General features: G+C 31.8%; 20 protein-coding genes. 6 read left to right on the top strand and 14 right to left on the bottom strand.

The annotated features are described in order from the left end of the window. Positions 1-64 precede the first annotated feature (64 nt). Positions 65-946: a cyanophycinase gene (locus tag IF125_RS03320; protein WP_225541499.1), complete on the top strand. Its 882-nt coding sequence runs from the start codon at positions 65-67 to the stop codon at positions 944-946. Between the two features lie 2 nt (positions 947-948). After that, positions 949-1,791, top strand: coding sequence for an isoaspartyl peptidase/L-asparaginase (locus tag IF125_RS03315; RefSeq protein WP_225541498.1), 843 nt, complete (start codon positions 949-951; stop codon positions 1,789-1,791). Positions 1,792-1,911: 120 nt separating this feature from the next. Here IF125_RS03315 and IF125_RS03310 read toward each other — a convergent pair whose 3' ends face one another. From IF125_RS03310 to IF125_RS03270, 9 genes are all read right to left on the bottom strand, one after another. Continuing rightward, positions 1,912-3,183, bottom strand: coding sequence for a chloride channel protein (locus IF125_RS03310; RefSeq protein ID WP_171622180.1), 1,272 nt, complete (start codon positions 3,181-3,183; stop codon positions 1,912-1,914). A 47-nt stretch (positions 3,184-3,230) separates the two neighbouring features. Further along, positions 3,231-4,019 carry an FAD-binding oxidoreductase gene (locus tag IF125_RS03305; RefSeq protein ID WP_225541497.1) on the bottom strand — a complete coding sequence of 263 codons (789 nt, stop codon included), beginning with the start codon at positions 4,017-4,019 and terminating at the stop codon, positions 3,231-3,233. A gap of 6 nt (positions 4,020-4,025) precedes the next feature. Continuing rightward, positions 4,026-4,436: a globin domain-containing protein gene (locus tag IF125_RS03300; RefSeq protein ID WP_225541496.1), complete on the bottom strand. Its 411-nt coding sequence runs from the start codon at positions 4,434-4,436 to the stop codon at positions 4,026-4,028. A gap of 364 nt (positions 4,437-4,800) precedes the next feature. After that, a complete protein-coding gene (locus IF125_RS03295) occupies positions 4,801-7,884 on the bottom strand; it encodes an efflux RND transporter permease subunit (RefSeq protein ID WP_225541495.1) in 3,084 nt (1,027 codons plus the stop codon). 11 nt (positions 7,885-7,895) lie between these two features. Further along, on the bottom strand, positions 7,896-8,945 hold the full coding sequence (locus tag IF125_RS03290; protein WP_225541494.1) for an efflux RND transporter periplasmic adaptor subunit: 1,050 nt from the start codon (positions 8,943-8,945) through the stop codon (positions 7,896-7,898). Positions 8,946-9,010: 65 nt separating this feature from the next. Beyond that, positions 9,011-10,336 (bottom strand): TolC family protein, encoded by a 1,326-nt coding sequence (locus tag IF125_RS03285; protein ID WP_225541493.1) that lies wholly within the window; start codon positions 10,334-10,336, stop codon positions 9,011-9,013. Between the two features lie 16 nt (positions 10,337-10,352). Continuing rightward, positions 10,353-10,640, bottom strand: coding sequence for a cupin domain-containing protein (locus IF125_RS03280; RefSeq protein WP_188319933.1), 288 nt, complete (start codon positions 10,638-10,640; stop codon positions 10,353-10,355). Beyond that, the gene (locus IF125_RS03275) at positions 10,637-11,092 is read right to left on the bottom strand and encodes a hypothetical protein (protein WP_225541492.1); all 456 of its coding nucleotides are present in this window, start codon (positions 11,090-11,092) and stop codon (positions 10,637-10,639) included. The genes IF125_RS03280 and IF125_RS03275 overlap by 4 nt, the downstream gene beginning before the upstream one ends. Positions 11,093-11,104: 12 nt before the next feature. Then, positions 11,105-11,701, bottom strand: a complete 597-nt coding sequence (locus IF125_RS03270; RefSeq protein WP_225541491.1) for a TetR/AcrR family transcriptional regulator — start codon at positions 11,699-11,701, stop codon at positions 11,105-11,107. Between the two features lie 484 nt (positions 11,702-12,185). Between IF125_RS03270 and IF125_RS03265 the strand changes: the two genes are divergently transcribed. After that, a complete protein-coding gene (locus tag IF125_RS03265; protein ID WP_225541490.1) occupies positions 12,186-13,469 on the top strand; it encodes an FAD-dependent oxidoreductase in 1,284 nt (427 codons plus the stop codon). Positions 13,470-13,545: 76 nt separating this feature from the next. Here IF125_RS03265 and IF125_RS03260 read toward each other — a convergent pair whose 3' ends face one another. Continuing rightward, positions 13,546-14,007: an Lrp/AsnC family transcriptional regulator gene (locus tag IF125_RS03260; protein WP_225541489.1), complete on the bottom strand. Its 462-nt coding sequence runs from the start codon at positions 14,005-14,007 to the stop codon at positions 13,546-13,548. Between the two features lie 327 nt (positions 14,008-14,334). Between IF125_RS03260 and metK the strand changes: the two genes are divergently transcribed. Beyond that, on the top strand, positions 14,335-15,594 hold the full coding sequence (gene metK / locus IF125_RS03255; RefSeq protein WP_171622190.1) for a methionine adenosyltransferase: 1,260 nt from the start codon (positions 14,335-14,337) through the stop codon (positions 15,592-15,594). A gap of 61 nt (positions 15,595-15,655) precedes the next feature. On the opposite strand, the gene IF125_RS03250 is transcribed toward metK, so the two are convergent. Further along, complete coding sequence (locus IF125_RS03250; protein WP_225541488.1) at positions 15,656-16,033, bottom strand: hypothetical protein; 378 nt, start codon at positions 16,031-16,033, stop codon at positions 15,656-15,658. Between the two features lie 99 nt (positions 16,034-16,132). Beyond that, positions 16,133-16,516, bottom strand: a complete 384-nt coding sequence (locus tag IF125_RS03245; protein WP_225541487.1) for a hypothetical protein — start codon at positions 16,514-16,516, stop codon at positions 16,133-16,135. 145 nt (positions 16,517-16,661) lie between these two features. Between IF125_RS03245 and fabG the strand changes: the two genes are divergently transcribed. Both fabG and menD read left to right on the top strand, forming a co-directional pair. Further along, positions 16,662-17,405, top strand: a complete 744-nt coding sequence (gene fabG, locus IF125_RS03240) for a 3-oxoacyl-[acyl-carrier-protein] reductase (RefSeq protein ID WP_171622256.1) — start codon at positions 16,662-16,664, stop codon at positions 17,403-17,405. 82 nt (positions 17,406-17,487) lie between these two features. Further along, positions 17,488-19,158, top strand: a complete 1,671-nt coding sequence (gene menD, locus IF125_RS03235; protein WP_225541486.1) for a 2-succinyl-5-enolpyruvyl-6-hydroxy-3-cyclohexene-1-carboxylic-acid synthase — start codon at positions 17,488-17,490, stop codon at positions 19,156-19,158. Between the two features lie 40 nt (positions 19,159-19,198). Here menD and IF125_RS03230 read toward each other — a convergent pair whose 3' ends face one another. Together IF125_RS03230 and IF125_RS03225 are read right to left on the bottom strand one after the other, a co-directional pair. After that, entirely contained in the window at positions 19,199-19,612 is a 414-nt protein-coding gene (locus IF125_RS03230; protein WP_225541485.1) for an SRPBCC family protein, read from the bottom strand. Positions 19,613-19,615: 3 nt separating this feature from the next. Continuing rightward, the gene (locus tag IF125_RS03225; protein ID WP_225541484.1) at positions 19,616-21,934 is read right to left on the bottom strand and encodes a hypothetical protein; all 2,319 of its coding nucleotides are present in this window, start codon (positions 21,932-21,934) and stop codon (positions 19,616-19,618) included. Positions 21,935-21,982 lie beyond the last annotated feature (48 nt).

The raw sequence follows: 21,982 nt of genomic DNA, 5'->3' as shown, positions 1-21,982 counted from the left end.
TTTTATGATATAATCTCTACCTGTCTGTTTTATATTAATTAAATTGAATATAAAATTTTTTATAATGAGTATAAAAGGAAAATTAATTATTGTTGGTGGTGGTATTAATACAGCTGAGAACATTCCACCTCATTTACCAAAACAAGAAGTACTGAATGATTTCTTTTATCAAAATGGTATTCTAAAAAAAATTATAGAAGAATCTAAACATAAAGAAAATTCGCGAATTGAGATTATTACAACAGCTTCACAAACGCCTAAAATTGCAGCTGAGTCGTATATTAAAGCTTTCAGTCTTTTGGACGCACACAATGTTGAACATTTAGACATCAATACACGTTTAGATGCTATTCATCCTGAATCACTGAAACGATTAGACGAAGCGGATGTTGTTTTATTTAGTGGTGGCGATCAACTCCGATTAACTTCTACCATAGGCGGTACCCCTTTTCAACAAAAATTACTTCAAAAATATTACCATGAAGAATTTATTTACGCAGGTACTTCTGCTGGTGCTGCGGCTGTTTCTTCCAGCATGATTTATCAAGGAGTGAGTTCAGACGCATTACTGAAAGGAGCTGTAGAAATGAATAGCGGTCTTGGATTAATTGATTCCATTTTAGTGGACACACATTTTATTCAAAGAGGAAGAATTGGACGTTTATTTCAAGCTGTAACTGGAAATCCAATGAAAATTGGGATTGGTCTAAGTGAAGATACAGGGCTAATCATTAGCGAAAATAACAACAAAATGACAGCAATAGGTTCTGGATCTATCATACTGGTTGATGGACGAGAAATTTTAGACACCAGTCTTTCTCAAATTGAGATTGGGTATCCGATTTCGATCAGTCATATTATTTGCCATGTGATGACGCGAAATGACGTTTTTCATTTTGATCAAAATAAAATTTCAATCAAAGATTCTCAATACAACAATCAATAACTATGAAGTTAATTATTCACGGTGGTTTCTTTTCCGAATCATTGACAGATCCTGAAACCAAATTTCAAAAACAAAAGGCATTAATTAAAATAGTTCAAAAAGGCTATGATTATTTAACCACTCATACCGCTACAGAAACAGTCGTTTATACAGTCAGTTTATTAGAAGATGATCCGTTATTTAATGCAGGATTAGGGTCTCAAATACAATCTGATGGTAAAATAAGATTGAGTGCAGCTTTAATGGATGGAAAAACACTTAAAATGTCTGGTGTTATCAATATAGAAAATGTAGAACATCCTATTTTGGTGGCCGAAAAATTGATGTCTTATGAAGATCGCATTTTAGCAGCTAACGAAGCAACTGAATTTGCTCGTAAAATTGGATTTGATTATTTTGATCCTGAAATTGAACAACGTAAAAAAGAATACGAAGAAAAATTAAATTCAGCTAAAACAAGTACTGTTGGATGTGTCTGTTTAGATGCCAAAAATAATATTGCTGTTGCAACCTCAACTGGAGGAAAAGGTTTTGAACTACCTGGTCGTGTTTCAGATTCTGCAACTGTTGCTGGAAATTACGCCAATCAATATTGTGGTATTAGCATGACTGGCGTTGGAGAAGATATTGTAAGTGGCGCAATGGCTGCAAAAATTGTTACCCGCGTAACGGATGGCATGAGTATGGAAGATGCATTTGCCAAAAGTTTTGATGAACTAAAACATGTGAATGGATTTGCAGGTGCAATTGGTATAGATCGCAATGGAATTATTTTTCATCAAGATAGCTTTCCAACAATGGTTTTTGCATCATTTGATGGAATAGAATTAAACTATTTTCAATAGATTATTTCACGTTTATTATAGAACTATTTTCATTATAATTTAGCTTCTAATTCAATGAAAATTTTAAATCCATAAGCGATAAGTTTCTGCCACAAAATTTACGTTTTACATGATTAATGATTATTTTCTTACTGAAAGTGTATAAACTGTATAGGGAAAAATCCTTTTTGATAAAAAATAACTGACAAAAGTTAAGGCAATTAAAGGCAACCAAAGTACATACGAATTAAAAATTCCGAAGGTTAAAAATATAGCAGTGAAAGGAGCGTGCAATGTAGCTCCTACTGTTAATGCTACGCCTAATATTACAAAGTTTAAAACCAATACATCAGGCACAAAATACATTTTAGTCAACATTCCCACAATTAAACCTAAGCAAGCACCTGCAAAAATACTTGGCGCAAAAACGCCACCATCACCACCTAACTTCAGTGTTAAACCAGTTGTAAAAGGTTTTACAATGACCAAAATTAACGCAAGCAACGCTATGCTAAGTATATAGCTTTTTTCTTGTGTAAATTGAATAATGGTGTGATATCCTGATCCATATAATTCGGGTAAGAAATACAAAATACTTCCCAAGAAAATAGAACCGATAAGTAATTGCAATAATGGTCTGTGTTCAAAAAAAGAAGCCTTCTTTGAATATGTCACAACCTTTGTCATATATACACCGTAAACTCCCGATAACATACTTAATACAATAAAAAATGGTAGAGCTTCATACTTCCAATCGTGAACATACTGACTGAGATCGACCAACGGATGAACATTCATTAAGAAAAGTATGGCGGTTGCAAAAGCCACGCTAAGAATATGTGTAATCCAAAACACTTTTGTTTTCTGTTTCCTTATGGTTTCATACGAAAAAAACAAACCTGCCAACGGACTACAAAACAAAATAGTGACACCACTGGCAATAGCGGCTCCCATAAATTCTTTTCTGTATTTTTTAAAAATCACATCTTTTCGCGATGCCATATCACCCAAAGTTGCTGTTGCCACAACGGTTGAAACTTCTATTCCTGTGGTTCCACCAAAAACAACGGTAAGAAATCCATTAAAGAAATGTGACAACACTTTATATGAAGGAATCTTTTTCTTTGATTGAACTGCTTCTAATACTTCTGAAATTCCTTTATTCTTCTTTTTATTAAATACAAATTGACGTAAAACATAAATCAAGGCTAAACCAATAAAAGGAAAAACAATAAAAAACAATTGAAAATCTTTTGCTTTGTGTAGCAATAAATGTTCGTATTGTTCCACCAAAGTTTTAAACATTAACGTTAGCAAACCTACTACTATACCTACCAATGCAGAACACAAAGCAATACGACTCCATTTTACCCATTGGTAATTTTTTCTGGATACGTGCGTTTTAAAATTCATAAATACAAAAGGAGAAGCTTAGCTCCTCCCTACTTAATTAAACTTTATTATAAAGATTTTGGCCCAAATTCTTCAAAGAAAATTTGTTCCTCATTAACTTGGTTCGTTTTTAAATCGCCAATCATTTTTTCGATAAATGGACGAGGTCCGCATACATAATATTCAGCGTCGCTATCAAATTTCCAATCTTCTATTTTTGTAAAATCGATATGGCCTTTCAAAACACTTGCATCTGCTACCGACTCTTCTACTATATCGTAAAATTGATATTTACGAACGTTGGGATGATTGTTTTGAATATTTTTGATTTTATCAGCAAATGCATGTACTTCTTTGTTACGACACGCATGTATCCAAACCACATCTTGTTGCGCTTCTTCGTTCAAATCTAAAGTTTCTAACATAGACAACAAAGGCGTTTGACCAATTCCACCGCTGATAAATACTTTTTTGTTTGTATTTTCTTGTAACACAAAATTACCTGCAGGAGCGCTCAGTTCAACTTCACTACCTTCAACAATATGATCGTGCAAAAAATTACTAATCATACCATTTACTGCAATGTTTGGCCCTTGTTCACGTTTTACAGAAATACGGAAATACTCAGCATTTGACGCACAAGAAATGCTATATTGACGAATTTGTTCCAAATTCATTTCAGGTAAAAACACTTTGATACTTAAATATTGCCCTGGTAAATGATTTGGAATTGCTTTTCCGTCTTTTGGTTTTAAGTAAAAAGAAGTGATTTCGGCAGATTCTTCTACTTTACTTTTCACAATAAATGTACGCCAACCTACCCAGTTACCCGTTTCTTTTTTTTTGTTTTGATACATTTTCTGTTAGTGCCCAATCATCAAATCTGCCAATTGATTATACGCTATAGTCCATGCTTCAAGTACTTCCTCTGTAGCTGCGTCCTGTAAAACTTCTTTAATCGAAGCCAACAAATGTGTACCTACGATCTCATATTGTTCAGGTTGTATATTTAAACTGCTATGTTTGTGCCCAATCATATCTATAACAGGCATTAATACTCCTGGATTTGCAATATTTTCGGCATAAGCCAAAACCGCCATTGCTAAAGCTGTTTGTTGTTTTCCCGAATGCTGATTTCCCATATTAAACAGGTTTTTCAATTCAGGATGATGTGTAAACATTCTCTTATAAAAATGTTTGGTAAGTGTCACTCCGCCTTCTCTTAATAAAGGAACAGTTGCTAAAATTATTTGTTTATTTTGATCTGTAAGCATAATTAATTATATAATTGTGCGGCAAATTTAGGCTGACAATTTATAGTGCTTCTATGACTGCAATCATAAAAACATGTTGATATTTTTAATTACGACCATGGTTGAATTAGCTGTTAAAATGAGTGGTGAACGTGTATTAGTTTCAGTTTTATAAAGAGATATAAATGACAGTGTTGAAATGTCTTGATAGATAAATTTGATGTGATATTAATAAAACAATTGATCTAAATTTGAAAAAATAAAGCGATTATATGAAATATATCACCAGAAGTACAATTATGATTAAAAGACTTATAAAAAAAATCCGAAGAAGTAATAATTTCTCCGGATATGATAGTTAAAAATATAGTGCTTAAAAACGAAATTAATTCATTTTTTCTTTTATTGAATCTACAACATAATACACCATAGGTACTAAAAAAACTGTCAATGCCAATGATGAAAGTAAACCTCCGATAATTATCCACGCCAAGCCATTTTTCCATTCTGATGCTGTTCCACTCGCCAATGCAATAGGCAACATCCCAATCGCCATAGATAAAGTTGTCATCAAAATTGGTCGCAAACGTTCTTTTCCTGCTAAAATCAAAGCTTCTTTGTAATGTATTCCACTGCTTTTTAGTTGATTTGTAAAATCTACGATTAAAATTGCGTTTTTTGTGACTAATCCCATTAGCATAATCAATCCAAGTAAAGCAAATAAACTCATGTTATTTAGAGACAAATTCAATGCTAAAAATGCACCAATAATTGCAACAGGTATTGCAAATAGCGCCACAAAAGGATAAATAAAGCTATCATATAAGGCTACCATAATCAAATAGATAAGTAAAAATGAAATCAATAAAACCGAACTCAATGCTCCAAAACTATCATTTTGTCGTTTAATTTCGCTTCCCCAAGTGAGTTCCATATTTGCAGGTAAAGGGTTATTTTCAAGATAAGCGACAACGTCATCTGCCACTGTTCCAGAAGGTCTACCTAAAGCATCTGCCGTTAAGGTTACTGCTGCTTGTCTGTCTTTTCGTTCTAAAAGTGAATGCGAATTATCTCTTTCAATTGCTGCAAACTGAGAAACCTCGATCGGAATACCCATTGGATTAATTATATGAAGTTGGTTAAGGTCATCATAATTTTCTCGACTAAATTTATCCAACCAAATACGAACAGGATATTCTGTTCCATTTTCAGTTAAAATAGCATCGTCATTCCCCGTAAAAGCTGTGCGCAAATTTGTACCCACATAAGCTGTCGTTAAGCCTAAACGTTGCATTTTATCTTTATCTGGAATTATTTTCAACTCTGGACTTCCTGTCTCGACTGATAATCGAACATTATCTGCGCCAGGAATCTTTTCAATCATAGCTTTTAAATCATGACCTGATTGTAAAACTTGCTCCAAGTCGCTTCCACTCAAAGTAATTTCTATCGGTTCTGTTTTAGGGACTAAACCAATAACTGTAATAGAAAAACTAATACCTGTATATTCTTTTTGCAAATCTTCCCTTAAATTTTGCATAAATTGTTCTGTAGAGAGGTTATTAATTTGATTTTTAGGCTTTAACTGAATATTCAATTCGGTTTTGTTGACAGCACCAACTCCAATGCTTCCTATACCTGTACTTGGTCCACCTACATTACTAAAAACAGCTGAAACTTCGGGTTGATTTAGAATATAATTTTCTATTTTTTGTGACACTAAATTATTTTGTTGAATAGAGGTACTTTTATCAAACTCCAATGCCAATCGAAACTTTCCTTGATCGCCGGTAGCGATTAATTCTTTTCCTATAATTCCTTGTTTCATCATTACCGCAGTTCCTACAAATAGTAACAAAACAAATCCTGTAAAAAGCAATTTATGACCTAAAACCCAATTTAAAGTTTTGCCATACCAATTGATAAATTTGTCTAACTGATGTTCAAACCAAAGTAAAAAACGATTAAAAATAGTCGTAGGTTGTAAATCTTCTTTTTTTCCAATGCGTGAAGCTAACCAAGGAGTTAACGTAAACCCTACCAATAAACTTGTTAACGTAGAAGTAATCACTACTACCGAAAACTGTTTGAGCATATCGCCTACAAAAACTTGTAAAAATAAGATGGGTAAAAATACCACTACATCCACCAATGTAATAGAAAGTGCTGAAAAACCAATTTCCATTCGTCCGTCCAAAGCTGCAGTTGTTTTATCCTTTCCTTTATCCAAATGACGTTGAATGTTTTCTAAAACAACAGTTGCATCATCCACCAAAATACCAATAATTAAAGACATGGCAAGTAAAGTCATCAAATTAAGCGTATAACCTAATAGCCACATCACTGCAAAAGAAGTAATTAAAGAAGTTGGAATAGCGACCAAGACAATCAATGCATTTCTGAAACTACGCAAGAAAAGTAACATGACCAATGCAACTAAAATAACAGCTAAAATCAAATCATACATCACCGAATTAACAGCTGCAATAGTTGTATCCGTACTATCGTCAGTGACTATAAATTGTACATTAGAGCTTGAATTTTGTTCTTCAATCGATTGGAATTGTTCTCTTATCAATTTCGAAACATCTACGGCATTGGCATCTCCTTGTTTCTTAATCAATAAACCTATCCCATTTTTACCATTGTAACGACTGTAAGAAGTAATTTCTTTCACTCCCTCTTCTACAGATGCAATATCTTTAACGTAAATCGGACTATTTGGAAAAGGCATTGCAATTTGTACATGTTGAATTTCTGAAAGTGTATTAAATTTCCCAACTAATCGAACCGAGTTATTTTCTTGGTCAGTTTGCAATTTACCAACAGGAATATCAATTCCAGAACGATTAATGGCTTCCACTATTTGATTCATAGAAATTTTGTAAAGATTCAGTTTTTCTTTATCTACTTTTACTTGAATTTCTCGTTCTTCTCCACCTAAAATGGTAATTTCGGCCACTCCTTTTAATTGTTGAATTTGCGGTAGAAAATCGTCTTTCATTTTCTGGTAAAATACAGTCGATTCTAAATCGCTTGTTGCACTCACCGACATTATAGGCAAATCATTAGGTGACACTTTGCTCATCACAGGACTCTGAATATCCTTTGGTAAATCCTTTCGAATATTATCAATATAACGTTGCGCATCCTGCATTGTTTTGTCCAAATCTGTTCCGTATTTAAGATTGGCAATAATCACAGAAGCGTTGGGCAATGATTTTGTAATCAAATAATCTACACCTTCTAAATTAGAAAGTGCATCTTCTATTTTTCGGGAAACAGAAGTTTCAACTTCATTGGGTTCTGCTCCGGGATAAGCAGTACGGATAACCACAACAGGTTGATTAAAATCGGGCATCAGTTCGTAGCTCAAATTCTTAAAACCAATGATTCCTAAAAGCGTAAATACACTAAAAAGTACAATGATCAATGAAGGCCTTTTAATGGAAATTTCTGAAATGTTCATTATAACTGATTTTATTTTATTGTGATATTCGCTCCATCAAAAAGGTTGATAAATCCATTGGTTACAATTACATCTCCTTGGTTTAAACCGCTTGATACAACTGCTGAATTACCTACATTTTCTCCTACAGTAATTGGTTGTATGATTGCTTTTCCATTTTTTATCAAATACACTTTTAGCTTGTCTTTTTCTTTGATAATTGCCGAAGAGGGAATAACAATACCTTGATTCTGTTTGCTATCAGAAAGACTTAATTTACCAAACATTCCTGCTTTTATAGATAAATTATTAATGTTATTTACATGGAATTGTATAGGAAAACTGTTACCACTATTGGCTTTACTTCCAATCATTTTAGTCGTTACTACAAGTGGAAAATCGGGATAAAGATCCGCACTAATTTTATAAGCTTGATTGGTTTGAAAATAAATCAAATCATTCTCTGGAATATTGATTGTAAAACGTAAACTGCTTATATCTGTAATCTGCAATAAAGGAACTGCAGGCGCTGCAAAACCACCAACCTCATTTAATTTAGCTGTAATCACTCCATTGAACGGAGCCTTAATAGCTGTTTTTCTAATTTGTTCTACTAAACTTGCTTGCTGTATTTTGGCTGATTTTAGATTTAATTTCGTTTTTTCCAACTGAATACCTTGTACTGCATCGGCTTCTGCTAAAATTGTATAACGTTTTACATCATTTTCTAAACCTTCAATCTGAACTTCAATTGTTTGTAACTGATATTTTAACAACGAGTTATCCAATTGTACAAGGGTTTGCCCTTTCCTTACTTGGCTTCCCACATCTACTAAAACAGCATTAATTTTTCCTTGAATATCCGAACTAATTTTAGATTCTTTATTCGGTTCAAAAATTCCTGTATAGGAATTGTCTGTATCTATCGATCGCAAACGAATACTGTCTACACTTACAACAATCGGTTTTTCTTTATTGAATTGATAAACCTTACTTTCGGTAGTTTTCTTATTGCTTGTAAGTCTAAAAACAACCAATCCGATGAGAATAATCCCCACTATTATCCAACTTATCTTTTTCATATTACCTAAATTAACGATGTATAACTAAGCGCTAAAAATTGAGTAGCGCATTTAGTTTACTACGTTTAGTTTTTAATGATTCCTTTCAGTTTTTTTATTTCTAAATCAGCTTTTAAATAATCCATTATAGCCAATAAATAATTTTGCTGCGCTTCTCTAAGTGCATTGTCTGCCAACAAAATATCCGTTAATGTTGCAACACCTTGTTTCTGTTGTAGAATTGATTGTTCGTAAATTGACTGGGCTAAATTTATTTGATTTTTAGTGTTAATGATTGTTTGTTGTGCCATCGTTTTTTGTCGTTTACTATTCTCTATCTCTACTCTATTTTTATCATCAATCAATTGCGCTTGCAGTTCGTTATTACTAATTTCTAATTTTTTCTGATTGATCTTTTGAAGAGTAACCGTTCCGTTGAAAATTGGATAATTGAGTTGTAAACCTACAAAGCCAATGGGATAAAATTTAAGAAAATTATCCGGTGCTTTATCATAACCAAAACCTGTTGTTCCATACGAAGCAACCAAATTAATTGTCGGAAGAGTTTTTGATCGATTTAAAACAGTTAATTCATTGTTTAATAACCTATTCTGAGTTTTGACAATTTCAAAATCAACTGTATTTTCTCTTGTATAATGGTTCAGCTGTTGTTCTTCCAATTCAGCAATTACGTCCACATCTTGTTCCATAGGAATTCCGATATTCAATTTCAACATATTTAATATTGAACTGTATTTATTCGATACATTTTCCTTTTGTGTACTAAGTTGATCAGCTTGCAATTGTATTTTACTAACATCTGTTCCTTTTGCCAAAAGTTGTTCTTTCAAAAGTTGCATATTCTTTAATAGCTTTTGTGTATTTATCCAATTACTATCCAAAAAATAAAGTTGATTTTTAAGAATTTGAGCATTGTAATACAAGGTCGTAATGTCGTATAAAACTTGTTCTTCCGATTTTTGAAATTGAAGCTGACTAAGTTCATTGGCGATTTTAGCATTCTCAATTGCTCCATAAACCTGTGGATTATACAAAGGCATTGTCAATCGGACATTTGCATTGATATTATGCGGTACGCCAAATTGTATATTTCTGAATTGTCCTTCGGGCACTTGCGGATTAAAGACATTCATTGGCATCAATTGTGTAGGCAATTCTATAAAATAATTATAATCAACATTTGCTGCAATTTTCGGAAGCAAATTAGCTTTTGCTTCTTTTTCCTTGTACGTACTGATATTGATGTTGTTTTGATTGACTTTCAACGTTTTATTATGCAAAATTGCCGAATCAATGCATTGCTTTAATGTCCAAACTTCTTGTGCCTGAACTGTATGCCATCCGATAAAAAAGAGCGGAATGATCAATAGTTTGCGAGCGTTCACTAACATTTTGGAGTAATTTTTTTTATTTTAAAAGAATTAAATGTGATTTACAAGTTGCATTTAACCAATGTTTCACATGAGGTTCTATAGAAATATAATCGCCTTGTTTTAAAGTAATTTGTTGCCCTTTTTCATCTTCGTAAGTTGTTATCCCACTAACGCATACAAGAAGTGCTGCTGTTTTTGTAATATGTTCTTTTAAAATAGCTTTTTCTTCTAATCGAATAGCCGTCGAAGTTCCCATTTCTCCTTTAAATAATAAAGTTGCTGAAACTTCTTTTTCCTGTTGATGTAATTCTTCTAAATTCATTTGAAATTTTTATGATAATCTTGATATGATTGTTGCAAATTTGTAACCGCATGCGTTGCTTTTGCTGAATCGGTTTCTGCTTCTAATGTTTTAACTATTTCCAAGTGTGGAAGTAACCATTTGTGCAATTCATCGTGACTCTTTCCTTTCATTGTACAACTTTTTATGAGTTTACTGTTTTCAGATTTAATTTCTTCTGCAAGTAACTTATAATCTGTACCATTCTTTTGGATATAAGTATTGACTAATTCTTCACCCTTCGATACAAAAGGTTTCATTTCTTCATTCACTTTCCATTTTTCGCCATTGTTTAGCTCGATAATATCAGAATTTTCGTTGTGCTGATGAGCTGTCTCATCTTGAACTTCTGATTGCATTGCATTTTTTTCTGATGTAGTGTTACAACTCCAAAAGAGCATGACACTCATTGCTACTACAATTGTTTTTTTCATGTCCTAAAATATTTATTGTTTCTTATTTTCAATCATTTCTAATAGAGTTTCTAAAACTATTTTTCCATCATTTACCAAATCTGTTGAATGCCCCGAAATTTTCCATTTCAGTACAGTCATTCGTATTGACCCAAGAATAATAGTTGTAAGAGTAGAAGCATTAATTCGTTTATTATACTGACCTTCTCTTTGCCCTCTTTCAATATTAGACTGCACAAATTGTTGCATTAATTCTATTATTTCAGAAACTTTATTGCTTAAACTTCCGTCAAAATGAAAAATACTTTCTGCGAAAATGACACTTACAATTGCTGGTTTTTCTGTAAATGTTTGCAATTGAGAATTAAAAATAATTCTAAGTTCTTCTTCTGCTGTTGCATTATGATTCATGATAATGGTACTGATACGCTTCTTCATTTTCGTGATGAAATAATGAAGTAGACAAAGTAAAATTTCATTCTTACTTTTGAAATGACGATACAAAGCAGGCTCCGACAAACCAATATCAGCTGCCAAAGTTTTGATGGTTAGGTTTTGAATCCCATATTTATCAATACGAGCTGTTGCTGCTTCCATGATTTCGATCTGTCGATCTGTAAAATTTTCCATCTGAATTAATCGTTTCTATTGGTGGTTAGTTAGTATTCACTCGCAAAAGTAACAACTAATAATTTATCGTACAATTATTTTTGACTTAAAACTTTTAAATCTATCTTGTATTTGATTATTTTTTTTTCCTTTTAACTACTATTTTCAATAAATAAAGTCAAAAAAAATAACTGTAAATCCTGGTATTGATTGTCATAAATTCAACACTACTTCACTCATTTTTTTTAATTTTATAAACGCACTTTTCAGCCAAAAGAAATCGTGAAATTTCTTTATTAATCTTATTTTTGCAAAATAATTTTGTCTTTAAAAAAATATAAATTTGAGTAATATAGTCAATTGGATAAGTTGTAAAGCTTGTAACGGTCATGGAACAAAAAGTCAAGGCGTTTCGAAAAAAAAACTTTTACGCTATGAATTTGCTCTCGCTCAATATAATAAAGATAAGAATACTCGCTCTGCTCCGGTAAAGCCCAAAAAATCTATGCAAATTTGTACTTCATGTTCAGGTACTGGATTGACCATTCACAATGAACGTCCTGTAGCGGATGAAAACAAGTATCCACATGTTGCGATAATAGGTGCTGGAATTGGTGGTATTGCGTTGGCTTTAGCCTGTTTGCATCGACAAATTCCTTTTACTCTTTTTGAAAGAGATCGCACGTTTAATGATCGTTCGCAAGGATATGGTTTAACATTACAACAAGCGAGTAAAGAGATGAAAAAGTTTGGTATTCCTACTTTAGATAAAGGCTTGATTTCTACTTTACACTTGGCGCATACAATTGATGGTAATGTGATTGGTGAATGGGGATTAAGAAAACTAATTCATAAAGAATCTGTAGAAGCAAGAAACAAGAATAAACCTACTAATATTCACATCGCCAGACAATCTTTGCGTTTAGCTTTCTTAAATCAATTAGGAGGAAATAGTCACGTTTTATGGAACCATCAATTAATTGATTATAAACTAAATGACAAGATTGAATTAACCTTTGATGTTGATGGTATTCAACAACATTTTAATGCCGATTTATTAGTTGGTGCAGATGGAATCCGAAGTTCGGTTCGTCGAACATTGATCAAAGAAGAAATAAATCCTTTACGTTATTTGGGCTGTATTGTTATTTTAGGAATATGTCAATTATCTTCTTTAGAAAATTTAAATAATCCCTTATTAGATGGCTCAACTGTATTTCAGACGGCTAACGGAACAGAACGTATGTATATGATGCCTTATGATGAAAATGCAGTAATGTGGCAATTTAGTTTTCCTATTTCAGAGGAAGAAGCAATGGAATTAAGTAAAAAAGGAGCTAAAGAATTAAAAGCTGAAGTCGTAAAAAGAACACAATGGCATTCTCCTATTCCCCAAATTATTGCTGCAACTGAAACCGAAAAAATCACAGGATATCCTGTGTATGACAGAAATCTATTAGAACAAGATTTATTAAAAAATACGGGGCCAGTCACTTTACTTGGCGATGCTGCGCATCCCATGAGTCCTTTTAAAGGACAAGGTGCTAATCAGGCATTGTTGGATGCGTTGTTATTAGCAAAAAAGATTAAATCCGTTTGTCAAAATCAAGGAAAAAATCATGATTTGCGTAACGATATTTTACAACCTTACGAAAAAGAAATGATTGAGCGTAGTAGTGTGAAAGTCAAAAAATCGGCAGAAGCTGCAAAATTTCTGCATTCGGATATTGTTCTCAAAGAAGGAAATGTAACCTTTGGGTCGAAATGGTCTTCTAATTTAGAGCAATAACTTAAAAACAATTATATTCTAAAATAATAAAAGAGGAACCAAAATTCCTCTTTTTTCATTTTAAATTTATAACTGATTAGACCAATTGATAAGCTGTGACATCTTTTACATCACTAATAACAAACGTACTATGAGAACTTCCAATAACTTTGATCGTTGTTAGTTTATTCACCATAAAATCTCTGTATTCGTCCATATTCTCGAAAGACATTTTTACAATGTAATCATAATCCCCACTAACATGAAAACAAGCTTGAACTTCTTTCAAATTTTGAATTTCAGTTTCAAAAATTCGAATATTATCTGCCGAATGTTGCTGTAATTTGATGTGACTAAAAACAAGTAACTCTTTACTTATCAACCTTCTATTAACTAAAGCTACGTATTTAGAAATAATTCCTGATTTCTCTAATTTTTTTATTCTTTCATGAATAGCAGTTGATGACAAGTTCAACTTATCAGATAATTCTTTGTAAGTAATTTTACTATTTTCCTGCAAATACATCAGTAGTTGTTGATCGAGAGTGTCAAATTTCATTGTACAATTATTTTTTTTCTAAAGTAACAATATTAATTGAAAAATAATCTAAAAAAACAACAAAAAGTTATCATCCTTAGAAAATATATTCTAAAATTATTCGTTTTCATTATTTGTATTCTGAAATTCAATTCAATCCTCATAATAGTCTACTAAATTAATAGAATAACAATTCATCTTTTTCTTTTCTAATTCATTTTATTCATTGTATATTTGAACTCGAAAAAATCGAGAGGAAAGATTTGACTGATTGCAACCTCATAAAATAATTGCTAAAACAGGACTTCAGTTTTTTCCTCCCCTCATATATCTTAAAAAAATATAGAAATGTCATATTTATTTACATCAGAATCAGTTTCTGAGGGGCATCCTGATAAAATTGCCGATCAAATTTCTGATTCAATTCTTGATCATTTTTTAGCATTTGATGCTAAAAGTAAAGTAGCTTGTGAAACCTTAGTAACAACTGGACAAGTTGTATTAGCAGGAGAAGTAAAATCAAATTCTTATATTGATTTACAACGTGTAGCAAGAGAAACTATCTCTGAAATTGGTTACACTAAAAGTGAGTATATGTTTGATGCAAACTCTTGTGGAATTTTTTCTGCAATTCACGAACAATCTCCAGATATTAATCAAGGTGTTGACAGAAATTCTGATGAAGAACAAGGTGCAGGTGACCAAGGAATGATGTTTGGTTACGCAACAAGCGAAACAGAAAACTATATGCCTTTGGCATTGGATTTATCGCACAGATTATTAAAAGAATTGGCTCATATTCGTAAATACGAAAAGGATTTATTACCATATTTACGCCCAGATGCTAAATCTCAAGTAACAATTGAGTATGATAACGACAATAAACCAGTTCGTATTGATACAATTGTTATTTCTACTCAACACGATGACTTCGCTAACGAAGAAGCGATGAGAGATAAAATTACAAATGATTTAGTTAGTATTTTAATTCCTCGAGTTAAAGCACAATTACCAGTTCATTTACGCGATTTATTTACAGATAATATCACTTATCACATCAATCCTACAGGGAAATTCGTTATTGGAGGACCTCACGGAGATACAGGTTTAACTGGTCGTAAAATCATTGTTGATACTTACGGTGGTAAAGGTGCACACGGAGGTGGTGCATTTTCTGGAAAAGACCCATCAAAAGTAGACCGTTCTGCAGCTTATGCGGCTCGTCACATTGCTAAAAACTTAGTTGCTGCTGGTGTTGCAGACGAAGTATTAGTTCAAGTTTCTTATGCTATTGGTGTTGCTGCTCCAGTTTCATTATTGGTTAATACTTTCGGAACTGAAAAAGTTAATTTAACAGAAGGAGAAATTTCTAAAAAAGTTTCTGAAATCTTTGACATGAAGCCTTTCGCTATCGAACAAAGATTGAAATTAAGAAACCCTATTTACAAAGAAACTGCTTCTTATGGACATTTAGGTCGTGAACCTAAAACAGTTACAAAACGTTTTGAATCAGCTAACGGACAAGATGTTGTTGAAGTTGAAGTTGAATTATTTACTTGGGAAAAATTAGACTTTGTAGATCAAATAAAAGAAGCTTTTGGCTTATAAGCTGAAATTTTTATACCCATAAAAAATCCACTCAATGAGTGGATTTTTTTTATGATTATTATTACTTTATTCCATTAACCAACCAATACGAATCACCAATTTGATAAGATATATTGATACTATCTTTTGTCATTACAATGAATTTCGTTGGTGACCAGTTTACATTTCGAAGTGAATTAGAACCTGTCATTTCCATCTCAATATCCTCAATAGGATCAACATGTTTGTTATTTGCTGTTTCAAAATTAAAACTGTATAACGTATTATTTTTTGACACTCTTACAGTACCGCTGTCCTTTTCTTCTATTCCCAAAGAATCTCGAAAAATAATAAATCGTCTTTCATATTTTTCTTTGTAAACTGTATTTTGGCTATCATCTTCATTTGAACACGAAAATAAAGTCGTCAAAATGGTCATCAAAAATATACTCGTTCTCATTCAACTCTTCTTTATACATTTAACTCTTTTCAGCAAAAAATATTGCACAAAAAAAGACGTTCTGTTTTAAACGTCTTTCCTTCTACATTAATTCGGTAGTTATCTTGTTGCATTAGCAGTCCAAACTTTTCCATCTCTTGTATAAAAAATCGTTAGTTTATCACTATCAATTCTAATGTACGAAGTCTCATCAGCACTAATACTCACTAAAGTATTATCACCTTTTTTCTCAAATTCAACTCCATTTAAATCAGGAATTTTATCCGAAAAAGCAAAATTGTATTTTGTACCACTTGCAATTTTCGTTACAAATACACTACCATTATCAGAACTTAGTCGATTATCTCCGTCAGTATAACTAATACTTCCTTTATAAGTTCCTGCAAAAAAATCATTATTTGCTGGATCATCGTCATCACTACAAGCTGCAAAAATGAATAAAGCGAAAAATGTTACCGCTAATAATTTCAATAGATTCTTCATGTTTTATATTTTTTTGGGTTTTATATGATTGATATTTTCAATTATAATACCATTAAATGTTAAAGAAAATCAATAAAGTAAATTTTAACATTTTTAACTCTCGCAAAAAATCGTACTTTTGGAACAATATATAATACCTATAAACATGAATTTATTGCAAGGTAAAACAGCAATCGTTACAGGCGCAACTCGCGGTATTGGAAAAAGTATTGCTGAAGTTTTTGTGAAAAATGGCGCAAACGTTGCCTTTACTTATGCTTCTTCTGTAGAAAAAGCTAAAGCTTTGGAAGAAGAATTGGGACAATTTGGTAAAGTTAAAGGTTATCAGTCTGATGCTTCTGATTACGAAGCGGCTCAAAAATTAGTTGAAGATGTAATTGCAGAGTTTGGTCAAATTGATATCGTAATCAATAATGCTGGAATTACAAAGGATAATTTATTGATGAGAATGTCTGTAGAAGATTTTGAGAAAGTGATTCAAACGAATCTTAATTCTGCTTTCAACTTAACTAAAGCAGTTATCAAACCAATGATGAAACAACGTTCAGGATCTATCGTAAATATGTCTTCTATTGTTGGAATCAAAGGAAATGCTGGTCAAGCAAATTATGCAGCTTCTAAAGCAGGATTAATTGGTTTTTCTAAATCAGTTGCTTTAGAATTAGGTTCTCGCAACATTCGTTGCAATGCAATTGCACCAGGTTTTATCGAAACAGAAATGACTGAAGTTTTAGACCAAAAAGTAGTTGAAGAATGGCGTAATGGTATTCCATTAAAACGAGGTGGACAACCAGAAGATGTGGCTAATGCATGTTTATTTTTAGCTTCAGATTTATCAAGTTATGTAACAGGACAAGTTTTAAGTGTAGACGGTGGTTTACATACTTAATTCTTAAAAATATCATACTTTTTGAAAGGTTTTGTTTAGTAAATTTGCTACTCAAAACCTTTTATAATTTAAGACAACTACGTTGAGAAAAATATCAAATAAATTAAATGTTCAATTGATTGCCGAAACATTTTTGGCTTTTGGAATTGATCATATCGTATTATCGCCGGGATCTCGAAATGGAGCATTAACGATGCAGTTTGCCAATGACAAACGTTTCAAAACTTATAGTGTTATCGACGAGCGTTCGGCTGGATTTGTTGCGTTGGGAATGGCACAGCAACTTCAGAAACCTGTTGTCGTTTGTTGTACTTCGGGTTCGGCAACTGCAAATTATTACCCAGCGATTACAGAAGCTTTTTTTCAGAATATTCCTCTAATTGTCCTATCTGCTGACCGTCCTGAACATTTGGTAGATAATTTTGATGGACAAACCATTCGTCAAAATAATTTATTCGAAAAACATTCTGTTCACAACGTTCAATTATCAGAAAGTGAGGAAACAGATGATTTGACACGAAATATGTTGTTGACGAAATATGCATTGATTGATTGTATGCATAAATCGGCACCAATTCATATCAACATGCCATTTTCTGAGCCTTTATACGAATCTGTTTCTACGCCCGATATAGAAATTGATAACATCACAATTGATGAAAAAGTATATCCTAAAATTGATGTTATTGATTTTATGAAACGTTGGAATTCTTCGAATCGTAAAATGATTTTGGTTGGTTTGCATCATCCAAATGCCAAATTTGATTATTTGCTTAAGCAATTAGCACAAGATGATTCGGTTGTTGTACTAACAGAAGTTACTTCAAATCTTCATAATGATCGTTATTTTAATAAAATAGATCAGGTTATTTTTCCCTATTCAGAGGAAGAATTAGAAGCTTTGAAACCAGATATTCTTTTGACGATTGGACAAAATATAGTGTCTAAAAAGATCAAAAAGTTCTTGCGTGAAAAACAACCAACGCAACATTGGCATTTAGATGAATATTGGCAACCAGATACATTTCAGGCTTTAACGGACAAAATTGAAACAAAACCTGAATTCTTTTTAGAGCAATTTGTGCCATTTGTCAATCCAAAAGAATCGGATTATTATACAACGTGGAATTCGATTAGAGAAGCAAATAATATCAAACACAAAGAATATATCAATATGATTCCGTTTTGTGATTTGAAAGCCTTCGATTCTATTATTCGAAATTATCCTGAAAATTGGCAAATTCAATATGGAAATTCTACTGTTATTCGTTATGGATTATTATTTGATCACAACGATTCGAATCCTGTTTTCTGTAATCGTGGAACAAGTGGAATTGATGGCTCTACTTCTACCGCAATTGGTGCTTGCATCGCTTCTGAACAAAATACAGTAATGATAACAGGCGATATTTCATTCTTTTATGATTCGAATGCGTTATGGAATGTTAATTTACCTTCTAATTTCAGAATTATTTTGATCAATAATGGTGGTGGAAATATTTTCAAATTTATTCCTGGTCCTTCCGAAACAGATGTTGTCGAAGATTATTTCGAAACCAAACATCATTTCACAGCAGAACATTTAGCTAAAATGTATGATTTTGAATATGAAGTCATTTCAAATTTAACTGATTTAGAAAATTCTTTCAACAATTTTTATGCAGAAAGTAGTCGTCCTAAAATTTTAGAAATTGATACGCGAAACGCATCGAATGATGCTATTTTGAGAGGATATTTTTCTTTTATAAAATAGATGAAATCATATAACAAAATAACCTTCAAAAATTTGAAGGTTATTTTGTTTGCACATATTTCTTTATGTTTTGCATCATATTTATCCAAGCATTTTCTGAATATGATCGTTCAAACTCATCAGCGAAATCTTTACCTTCAATTGATAAATACGTAAAATTACCCACAGATTTTAGATTGAAAATCACTTCAATTTCATGATCAGAGTTTTGTTTTTTGTAATTGTAACGCAATCTTTCATTCTCTAAAATAGACGTTATGAGTGCCTCATCTACAATTTTTTCATTATTCTTATGCGTTTCAAAAATAATCTTCTCTCCTACTTTCCACTCGTTACAACTCATTTTCATATCGTCAAAACACGCACTAAATGAATCTTCATTTGTCAATACTTTCCAAATATTTTCGGCAGAACTATCTATCGAAATATTTAGCAACACTTCATCTTTTTCCATTCTTTATTCTTCTAATTTTTTATATTCTTCCAATTTATTTTTATAATTCACCGAAACTCTAATTGCCAATAACCCACTTAATCCTTGTAAATCATCTATTTCAAGATATTCGATATCATTTTTTAGAAATCCCTTTTTTATCAATAAATTAATATAATTTGTGTATTCTTCTCTCAAAATATCTTCGGTATAAATAATACAAATTTTATGTGGCTGATTGATGCGTTCATTTGAACCTTTAACAAAAGCCTTACTCAATCTTTTCTTTACGATTTCGTATTTTGCATTGTTGTATCCATTAACATCAAAGCGTTTTTCGTCTAATTTAAACAAAATATCAAGCGTCGTATTGGTTGCATATAGTAACGAAGCAACTTCCAATTTTAACGGATTTTTTTTCTGAATATTTTTGTAACCTTGCTCCAAAGCAATCATCGCTTGCAATTGCCAATACCTTATTTCTCGAATATTTTGGTACGAAAATTTATTTAAAGGCGCTATACTTCGACCAACGTATAAATTATAATCAATTCCATCCGTTTTAAATCGTTCATAATAATGAGGAAAAATCTCTTGCGCATCCTTCTGAAAAGCATCCAATTTATTCGACAAAAGAGAATTTGTAATGGCAATAGACTGATCAAACTTTTTGCGTTCCACATAATATAAACCTGTGGTCGAATCTAATTTTTTTAGATATTCTTCTATAATTGATTTCTCATCTTCTTTGACATATTTCGGAATTTCGGGATGTATTTGAAAAGAAATATAATCAAATAATTCACTTTCAAAATAGATTTTATCGACATTATCAATTCGTTCTAAAAAATTTTGCAAATCTTCAATATAACTCAAGAATTTCACTTTATTCGAGCGTTTATTCAATTCTTTACAAATCAAGATCAAATAATTTAATTGATTGATATAATCCATTTTCAGACATTCATTGCGAATATTGGATGAATTTCGCACATCCAATTCACCGTAAATTGGATAAACATTTTGAAAAGAAATTTGAGATTTTTGTTTCGAATTTCCTCGATTTAATAGATGTTCCTTAGCTTTTTCTCTAAATTTCCAATCAACACTTGGGTGCAATGAAGTATATTCGGTTTGGATATAAGCATTAATTTGATTTTCAAATTCTACCGAATAGCGGTAAATAGATTCTTCTAAAAGCGGTGTAATTTCGCGTAAAAGATTCGCATTAATTCGATTAAAAACTCCAGCTTCTTTTGAAGCAATTTCTAAAACACCAAGACATGAATTTCCATTTTTAAGTGGATAAAGAATTAAACTCTTGATTCCTGAATTTTTAGCAATTTTCAACATTTTGTCTTGAGGAAATTTCGTGAAAGCTGCATCAACACTTGAAACAACATAGTAATCAGCTTTCGAAATTTTATTTTGTAAATCAGTACAAGCGATATCAGTTAATTTCAATTTTTTACGATGATCCATCAACAAACTATTATTTAATTGCAAAAGATGGCTAATCTCCAATTGATTTTTATCTGAATTGTAAGCAGAAAAACCAACCTCAAGTTCATTGATTCGAAATATTGATTTTAAAGCCGAAATAATATCAGATCTCACAATATCAAAAGGTTCTCCGTAAGATAAAAGTTTTGACTTCAAGTTAGAAAGTGCGATTTCGGTTGTGTTATCAAAAAATGATACCAAGTTAAACCCTTTGGCAATCCACGAACCAATCGGAAATTTTTTCATCCACAAGGAAGTGTCTTCGTAATTATTCAACAAGTCATCAATTTCATCTTCAGACAATTCGAATTTGTTTTCAGAAGGAAATATTTTAAAATAATCATGATTAATATCCGTTCCCAAATAGGTTTTGTAACCATTTTCATTTTCTATAACCAATTGATTGGATAAATTGAATTCTAAATTTTTATGGTAATATTTTGATAAAATAAAACAACAACAAAACTTATAGAGTGTTTCATAATCAAGGTGTTCATAATTAAATTTTAAGCTTGATGTCTTATTCTCTATGAATTCCTTTAATCGATCGGTTGCAAATATAAATTTATCCGAAAACGGGAAAGTTATTGCTTTCAGGTTATATTTAATAAAAGGTTTTGGAATAATTTTATCGATAATTGGTTCTACATTATGAATTAATTTTTCAAAATCTTCAAATGTTTCCACTCCATCAATCAATTCTGGACGAGTTACTTTTAGGTATTCTAAAAAGGCATTAAACTCTCCAAAATTATATTCAGACGCTTCGAGTTCCTTGAATAAAGTCTCGAACGAATAAATAATTTTTATAGGTAAATTATCAATAAAAGGCTGTTCCATATATTTCTCAAAAATAACAAAAGACTACTTTTTAGCAGTCTTTAAGTT

It is taken from the genome of Empedobacter stercoris, assembly GCF_020281205.1.
GTDB lineage: Bacteria > Bacteroidota > Bacteroidia > Flavobacteriales > Weeksellaceae > Empedobacter > Empedobacter stercoris.
Note: the sequence above shows the minus strand (reverse complement) of the source record. Positions and strands in the feature narration are given on the sequence as shown.

Coding starts and splice junctions, on each gene's coding strand:
- IF125_RS03320 (WP_225541499.1), top strand. CDS start 65: ATGAGTATAAAAGGAAAATTAATTATTGTTGGTGGTGGTATTAATACA.
- IF125_RS03315 (WP_225541498.1), top strand. CDS start 949: ATGAAGTTAATTATTCACGGTGGTTTCTTTTCCGAATCATTGACAGAT.
- IF125_RS03310 (WP_171622180.1), bottom strand. CDS start 3,183: ATGAATTTTAAAACGCACGTATCCAGAAAAAATTACCAATGGGTAAAA.
- IF125_RS03305 (WP_225541497.1), bottom strand. CDS start 4,019: ATGTATCAAAACAAAAAAAAAGAAACGGGTAACTGGGTAGGTTGGCGT.
- IF125_RS03300 (WP_225541496.1), bottom strand. CDS start 4,436: ATGCTTACAGATCAAAATAAACAAATAATTTTAGCAACTGTTCCTTTA.
- IF125_RS03295 (WP_225541495.1), bottom strand. CDS start 7,884: ATGAACATTTCAGAAATTTCCATTAAAAGGCCTTCATTGATCATTGTA.
- IF125_RS03290 (WP_225541494.1), bottom strand. CDS start 8,945: ATGAAAAAGATAAGTTGGATAATAGTGGGGATTATTCTCATCGGATTG.
- IF125_RS03285 (WP_225541493.1), bottom strand. CDS start 10,336: ATGTTAGTGAACGCTCGCAAACTATTGATCATTCCGCTCTTTTTTATC.
- IF125_RS03280 (WP_188319933.1), bottom strand. CDS start 10,640: ATGAATTTAGAAGAATTACATCAACAGGAAAAAGAAGTTTCAGCAACT.
- IF125_RS03275 (WP_225541492.1), bottom strand. CDS start 11,092: ATGAAAAAAACAATTGTAGTAGCAATGAGTGTCATGCTCTTTTGGAGT.
- IF125_RS03270 (WP_225541491.1), bottom strand. CDS start 11,701: ATGGAAAATTTTACAGATCGACAGATCGAAATCATGGAAGCAGCAACA.
- IF125_RS03265 (WP_225541490.1), top strand. CDS start 12,186: ATGCAAATTTGTACTTCATGTTCAGGTACTGGATTGACCATTCACAAT.
- IF125_RS03260 (WP_225541489.1), bottom strand. CDS start 14,007: ATGAAATTTGACACTCTCGATCAACAACTACTGATGTATTTGCAGGAA.
- metK (WP_171622190.1), top strand. CDS start 14,335: ATGTCATATTTATTTACATCAGAATCAGTTTCTGAGGGGCATCCTGAT.
- IF125_RS03250 (WP_225541488.1), bottom strand. CDS start 16,033: ATGAGAACGAGTATATTTTTGATGACCATTTTGACGACTTTATTTTCG.
- IF125_RS03245 (WP_225541487.1), bottom strand. CDS start 16,516: ATGAAGAATCTATTGAAATTATTAGCGGTAACATTTTTCGCTTTATTC.
- fabG (WP_171622256.1), top strand. CDS start 16,662: ATGAATTTATTGCAAGGTAAAACAGCAATCGTTACAGGCGCAACTCGC.
- IF125_RS03230 (WP_225541485.1), bottom strand. CDS start 19,612: ATGGAAAAAGATGAAGTGTTGCTAAATATTTCGATAGATAGTTCTGCC.
- IF125_RS03225 (WP_225541484.1), bottom strand. CDS start 21,934: ATGGAACAGCCTTTTATTGATAATTTACCTATAAAAATTATTTATTCG.